Origin of the sequence: Faecalimonas sp. LCP19S3_D12, assembly GCF_052121495.1 — a bacterium.
Classification (GTDB): Bacteria; Bacillota; Clostridia; order Lachnospirales; family Lachnospiraceae; genus Faecalimonas.
Genome location: NZ_JBQKED010000027.1, coordinates 38,950 through 45,430 on the forward strand (window position 1 = coordinate 38,950; position 6,481 = coordinate 45,430).

At 42.0% G+C, this 6,481-nt stretch carries 4 protein-coding genes and 2 pseudogenes; all 6 read right to left on the minus strand.

Features of this window, described 5'->3' with window-relative positions; translation table 11 throughout:
- Window positions 1-19: 19 nt before the first annotated feature.
- Window positions 20-2,101 carry a DNA topoisomerase 3 gene (locus ACTQXY_RS09610; protein WP_441659282.1) on the minus strand — a complete coding sequence of 694 codons (2,082 nt, stop codon included), beginning with the start codon at window positions 2,099-2,101 and terminating at the stop codon, window positions 20-22.
- A 57-nt stretch (window positions 2,102-2,158) separates the two neighbouring features.
- On the minus strand, window positions 2,159-2,821 hold the full coding sequence (locus tag ACTQXY_RS09615; protein ID WP_009461693.1) for a CD1107 family mobile element protein: 663 nt from the start codon (window positions 2,819-2,821) through the stop codon (window positions 2,159-2,161).
- Window positions 2,802-3,098 (minus strand): DUF4315 family protein, encoded by a 297-nt coding sequence (locus ACTQXY_RS09620; RefSeq protein ID WP_441659283.1) that lies wholly within the window; start codon window positions 3,096-3,098, stop codon window positions 2,802-2,804. The genes ACTQXY_RS09615 and ACTQXY_RS09620 overlap by 20 nt, the downstream gene beginning before the upstream one ends.
- 21 nt (window positions 3,099-3,119) lie before the next feature.
- The gene (locus ACTQXY_RS09625; RefSeq protein ID WP_441659284.1) at window positions 3,120-5,543 is read right to left on the minus strand and encodes a CD1108 family mobile element protein; all 2,424 of its coding nucleotides are present in this window, start codon (window positions 5,541-5,543) and stop codon (window positions 3,120-3,122) included.
- 31 nt (window positions 5,544-5,574) lie between these two features.
- A pseudogene (locus ACTQXY_RS09630) lies at window positions 5,575-5,886 on the minus strand (conjugal transfer protein TraE); the annotation flags it as partial.
- A gap of 354 nt (window positions 5,887-6,240) precedes the next feature.
- Window positions 6,241-6,387 (minus strand): annotated as a pseudogene (locus ACTQXY_RS09635) (VirB4-like conjugal transfer ATPase, CD1110 family); the annotation flags it as partial.
- Window positions 6,388-6,481 lie beyond the last annotated feature (94 nt).

A 6,481-nucleotide genomic window follows, 5' to 3' on the forward strand; every position in this document is an offset into this window, starting at 1 on the left:
ACAATCCCTCCTCTTCTTTCTATTTTCTTTTTGGAAATTCCATTTTAAAGCTTGCCCTGTCCCCTTGCAGTTCCAGCAATAAGTCTGCTGTAAATTTCTTTCCCGTCCTCTGGGAATAAAAATCAGTCACACGGGTTTTCCCATGCTCTAAAAGTTCCTTTGCCATTTTCTGATCCAACGTCTTTTTCATTCCAACGAGATAACGACTCTCTTTCCAGAGGGCAAAATTGCAATCATGGGAAGAACAATAAAAATTCTTTTTCCCTTCATACACAGGACTTCCGCATACCGGACATTTCCCGATACTTTCTTTTTCATAAAAACGGTATCGTTCCTCTTTTGGGATTTCCCCGCAACCTGCAATCAATTTCTGGACAAATTCCGTAATGTCCTCCATAAATGTTTCACTGGTAACTTCCCCTCTCTCCATACGAAGTAATTCATTCTCCCATTCTGCTGTTAAAGCCGCTGATTTTAGTTCTTCTGGCAATACAGAAATCAATGCAATTCCTTCTTTCGTAGGAAGAAGCTGTTTCCCCTTTCTTACGGCATATCCGGAAGACACCAATTTCTCAATAATACCCGCTCGTGTTGCAGGAGTTCCCAAGCCCTTCTTCTCGGTTTCCACATCAAAAGAATGATTTCCGGCTGTTTCCATTGCAGAAAGCAGCGTATCTTCGGAATACGGTTTTGGCGGTGCTGTAAAACGCTTTCTCTTTTCCGGTGTCCTTCCTGCTATTTCCATTCCGTCTGAAATATTTTCCGAAATCGAAACTTGTTCCTCTTTTTCTCCCGCTTCTTCTGTTTTTCTCACCTTTTCCTGAAACGCTTTCAAAATTTTTTGAAAGCCCGGTTCCACCACCTTCTTCCCTTTTGTTGCAAAAAGGTGTTCTGCACATTCTGCCGATACTTCTGTTTCTTCAAAAATTGCCGCTTCTGAAACTGCCTGTGCTAATCTCTGTCCAATCAGATAAAAAATATCCTTCTGTTTTTTCGATAAAGCCCCTATATCCTGTTTCCATGCTTCTTTTGTTGGAAGGAGTGCATGATGATCGGAAACCTTCTGGTTATTGATGATTGCCCCTACATTCCTCCCTACCAGCTCCCTGCTACAAAAAGGAAGCATATCTGAAAGAATATCCAAAAGTTCCAGTACAGACTGTTCCATATCTTCCGTAATATACTGGCTGTCTGTTCTGGGATACGTTACCCATTTTTCTTCATACAATTTCTGCAGCTCTGTCAATGTTTCCTGTGCCGTATATCCAAAAAATCGGTTTGCTTCTCTTTGCAGCGTAGTAAGATCATATAGCTTTGGCGGATTTGTCTTTTTCTGTTTGCGTTCCACTTTTAAAATATGAATGGGGTTTCCTTCGCACATTTTTACCAGTGTATCTGCCTCTTCTTCTTTTTTCATTTTTTCTGATGTAACAAAAAAATCAAGCACCGGAAGTTCCACCTGATAATAGGCTTCTTTCTCAAAATTTTCCACTTTCTTCTGACGTTCCACTAACATAGCAAGAGTGGGCGTCTGTACTCTTCCTACGACCATTCTCTTATAATAAGTAGTTGTAAATGCTCTGGTGGCATTCATGCCAACAAGCCAGTCCGCTTTTGCCCTGCAAACAGCAGCTTCACACAGTCTTTCATACTCTTTTCCATTTTTCAAATTGGAAAATCCATCACAAATTGCCTGTTCTTCCATAGAACTGATCCATAGTCTTTTCACTGGAAGGCTGCTTTTCGATAAATCATACACTCTTTTAAAGATCAGTTCCCCTTCTCGACCTGCATCACAGGCATTTACGACATATTCCAAATCTTTTCGGTTTAATAATTCTTTTAATACATCAAACTGCTCTTTTTTATCTTTGGCAATCCGTAACTCCCATGCCTTTGGAAGAATTGGAAGGTCTGCAAACTCCCATTTCTTATACCTTTCATCATATACTTCCGGAGCTGCATACTCTGCCAAATGTCCCAGACACCAGCTTACAATACAGTCCTCTCCTTCCAGATAACCGTCCGCTCTTTTCTTTGCCCCTAATACTTCTGCCAATGCCTGTGCAACACTGGGCTTTTCTCCTAATACTAAAAACATATTGTTCCTCTCCTTTTCAAAAAGGACAGCCCTTTCATAAGCTGTCCCTGTTTTGTTCTATTCTTCTGTTTCTTCTGCATCCTCTGCATCTTCATCTTCATTGATATATGGACCGTTATAAAATTCCAAATCTTCATCTTCGGCATCTGTTTCTGCCTTTTTCGGTTTTGCAACCTTAAAATAGTAATAGGCTCCAGCGCCGCCTGCCGCAAGTAAACCGATTGCAAGCAGTGCGCCCGTCTGATTTTCTGCCTTATCTGCTTTTTTCTCTGGCTTTTCTGCCTCCGGTTTTTTCTCTGTTTCCGGAATGACCACAGACGGGGTTTCTGTCTGCGGCTTCTTTTCTGGAACAAATTCTGCCAGATCATTTTCATCTACCATAGAAAGCATATATACATTTTCCGTAGAACTGGATCGGTCTAAAACAAGAAAAAAAGTATTCCCGTTCTTTGTCTGAACTGTCAAAAACTGCTTTGTGCTGTCATTGTTCTTATCGTCCAGAATTTGCCCGTTCCCCGGAACAGAAAACGGGGTTCCTTCTTCCGTCTGTCCCTCCTGTGGTGCTGGTGTCTGCTCCGGTATCGGAGTAGGCGCTTCCGTTCCCTGTTCTGTCGGTGTTCCTTCTCCTGTATATGCAAATGCTGTCGCACCGGTACTGCAAACAATTCCCATACTTACAATACAGGCTGCCAGCCATTTTTTAAATTTCACGTTCACCATTTGTTTCCTCCTTCGTTTCCTCTTTTTCTGAAAAATCACTTTTGCGTGGATTTTCGTAACGATTCCCAGTAAACTGAAACTCGCCTTTCTGCAGTTTTTCTAAAACCTGCAAAAGCTCCCGGCTCTCAAGGTGCATGGAACGGATACTCTTTAAAATTTCCGTATCTTCCAACTGCTTCTTCTGAACCAGCAGCATTTTCAAATGTTCCTGCCATTGTGCAATCTTTGTTTCTGTTTTTTCAATTTCATCTAACACTTTTTGTAACTTCTTATTCAATATCCTGCCTCCATCTCTTTTTTAAGGAAGTCTGCCAAATGCCATAAAATGTTGCTGCCAGTATGGGGTACTGATATTTGCATACTGAATGGGATCACCACAGTGAATCATCACTTGATTGCCTACATAAATCCCCACATGGCTTGCTCCCGGCGTATCATACGTGCCTTGAAAGAAAATTAAATCTCCCGGCTTTGCCTGTTCCGGTGGAACATAAGCACAACAGGAACGTAACCCGTCTGCAGTCTGCCGTCCCACATTCCAGCCATTGCCACAATTATTGATTACCCATGATACAAAACCGGAACAGTCAAAACTGGTGCTTGGAGATGCACCGCCCCATACATAGGGATAACCCAAATATTTTTCTGCTTCCCGTATCATATTGGCAAAGCGTTCATCCGTCAAAGCCTCCGGTGGAATTTCATATCCAAAACCGCCATTTCCTCCACCCATTGGAATGGTATTCTTATCAAAGAGATAGTCCCGATTTCCATAAGTGGTGTTATAAATGTCATAACGTTTTTCTTCATTTTCGTCCATGCGGCTGCGAAGAACAGCGTCCAAACCTTTATTTGTCAGGGTAATGTCCATACGATTTACTTCCTGTGTTGTTGTAACTTCAATCTCATTTTTTCCATTACTATCCGCAATAAAAGCCTCCCAAGTCTGATGTCCATGTGCAGAAGCCGCCGCATGATTGTCATAATAAACGTCAAACTGAACTCCGTAACGGGCAAATGCTCCCGTATCCTCCACCGTATACTCCACACCATTCATGACAACCTTTGTTCCAATGGGCACAAACGGATTGTTGGCATCTACTGCAATGGTATGGTTTGCTTTTGGATAGACACCGCTTGCTGTCGGACCGCCTGACCAGCTTCCACAGCAAATAGAACAGTTACAGTATCCACTGGTTACAACCTTTCCAAGAGATTCTCCTACTTTTACTTTCTTTGTTTCTGTTACAACCTCTTTGGTTGCTTCTGTCGTTAAATGGTATTGCTGTTGAAAGATTTCTTCTATTTCTCCTGCCACCTGTTCATAAGTAAAGTCCCCATATAAGGCTGTAAAATAAGAAATCAGATGATACGGATTGTGTGAAATCTCGTCCACCTGATAGCGGTATTCCTCGTAGCCCTCATGTCGAGCTTCCATACTGTTAATCTGTTGATTTAACTCTGCTTCTAATTTGGAGTAAGCAGCTTCTACGGCATAAATATCTTCATCATCACTGGCATAGGTTGTCCCTACAACTGTCGAAACAGTCCCTTGAAAGACCGCACTGCAACTGGACATTCCCACACCTATCATCAGGACAAATAGAAGAATCGCAATCACAATTCCCAAAAATCCCTTATGTGTCTTAAAAAAGGAAGTTACAATGCTCTTCGCTTTTTCTAAAAAAGTCTGCGCTGTCTTTGCTGCCTCCGCAGTTGTCTTTTCTCCCTGCTGTGCTGCCTGCCTTGCTTTTTTATAGCGCTGTTTTTGCCAGAAACGGTTTAACAGATGTTTTCTCTCCTGTGCCAGTTTCCCTGCTCTCTCTGTTTTTATATTGTCTGCAGTTCCCTGCACAGAATCAAAATGCAAAGAATTCTTTACGGATTCTTCCTCTTTATATCTTCCTTTATGATACTGTGCCTGTTGTCTTGATTTTTTTACAGCATAACGTAAGGATTTTTCACTTAGTATTCCGGATTGCTTTGCCCCCTCTATCGCTGCATTTTCATCTGTTTCCTGTGTTTGCAAAGAGTTTTCAATGGTACTGGCTGTTACAGAAATTCCTTTTTTTGCAATTCCCATTCCTGCACCACAAATCATGCCATTTCCCTCATCAGAAAAAGAAAGTTTCTTTTGGGAACGTGCTGTTTCTTCTTGCAATCGCTTCTTCTTTTGTTTCTTCTCCCGAACATGTTCTAAAGAGGTATCCTGCGGTTTCCTTCCCTTTTCCTCTTCTGGATTGACCGAATTTTCTCCCTCTGTTTTTCTCTTGCGGGCATGTTCCTGTACCAGCTTTTTCTTACGGCTGTCCCGTTGCGAACTCTCACTCTCTAAAGATTGGTTCTTTGCTTTTCCCCGAAGATTTCCCATGCGGAGAGAATGTTCTGATAATTCTTCCTTTCCATTCTCTCCTTCCAATTTCTCCTCCGGCTCTGAAATGGTAACAGGTTCTCTGGTAAACTTTCCATCTACGTCTTCTTCTCTGTTGCTTGCAAAGCTTCTCAACGTGTTTTGTTTCTTTTTTCTTTGTCCGGCTGAAACTTCCTGTTTTTCTTTCTCTGCAGGCACGGTTTCTTTATCCGTTATATGTTTTTCCAATAGTACCTTTTCAATCGGTCTATCCCGTGCCAGCCCCTTTCCTTCCTGTCTGATCTTTGTTTTTTCCTCACGTTCTATCTCCCCGACTGGCTTTTCTCTTGCCTGATATTTATGTTCCTGCATTGTATATCACTTCCTTTTTCTCTGCTTTATCCTAAGCGCCTTTTCCTGCATGTTTTTCCAAATCCGAAGGTCTGGTTGTCATAAGCGAATATAAGCGCAGATTATGATTAAAACGGTCTTTAAAAGGAATGATGACATTTCCATAAAAAATCAATCCTTCTCCTTCCCCGCTATTTGTCACATAGGAAAGCTGATGCGGAGAAATATTCAGTTGCTTTGCTAAAATCTGTCTATCTCCCGCCGCCTGATTCAGCATATAAATGAAATCAGAGTTTTCAAAAATATTCTCAATTTCACGGCTGGCAAGGAGATCTTTAATGTTCTGCGTAATTCCTGTTGGTATCTGTTTGTGATTAACAGACAGTTTTTTATCTGTCCCTCCGGAGTTTTCACTCATTTTCATCGGAATGTCCTTTCATTCCCGGCATAGCATATCTTTTTGTCCTGTGTTTTTACACAAGCCGAAACGACAGCGGAGCCTCGTGGAGCCATTATATTCCCAAACATCACAGATTGGGGTTCAGGCTCTATGCGTTGCGTGTGTTTCAAATATTATTCTGAAACTTCCACTCGGATTAGGGTTGCAACCCCCTTCCCGTTTTCTTCTCCACTTATACTCTTAATTGTTTCCTTCGGCTTCAATTAAGACGGCATACACAATACTCCTTTGCAATATTTTAAGTATTGTGTTTTGTTTACCTCCCCATTTACGGAATCGCTTCCAGATTTCTACGGAATAAGCTGCAGTCTGCTCTTCTTTCAAAAGCAAATGGAACTCATCTATATAGTATCGGGTAGACTTATGGGCTACACGGTTTACGGTCACACGGTTCCACACCTGATTGTGATAGGTAATCCGCCGCTTTTGCCATATCTCCCGATATGGTAGTCAGGACGGATTTTCCCCCACGTCGCACCGTGCGTGCGGCTTTCGTCGC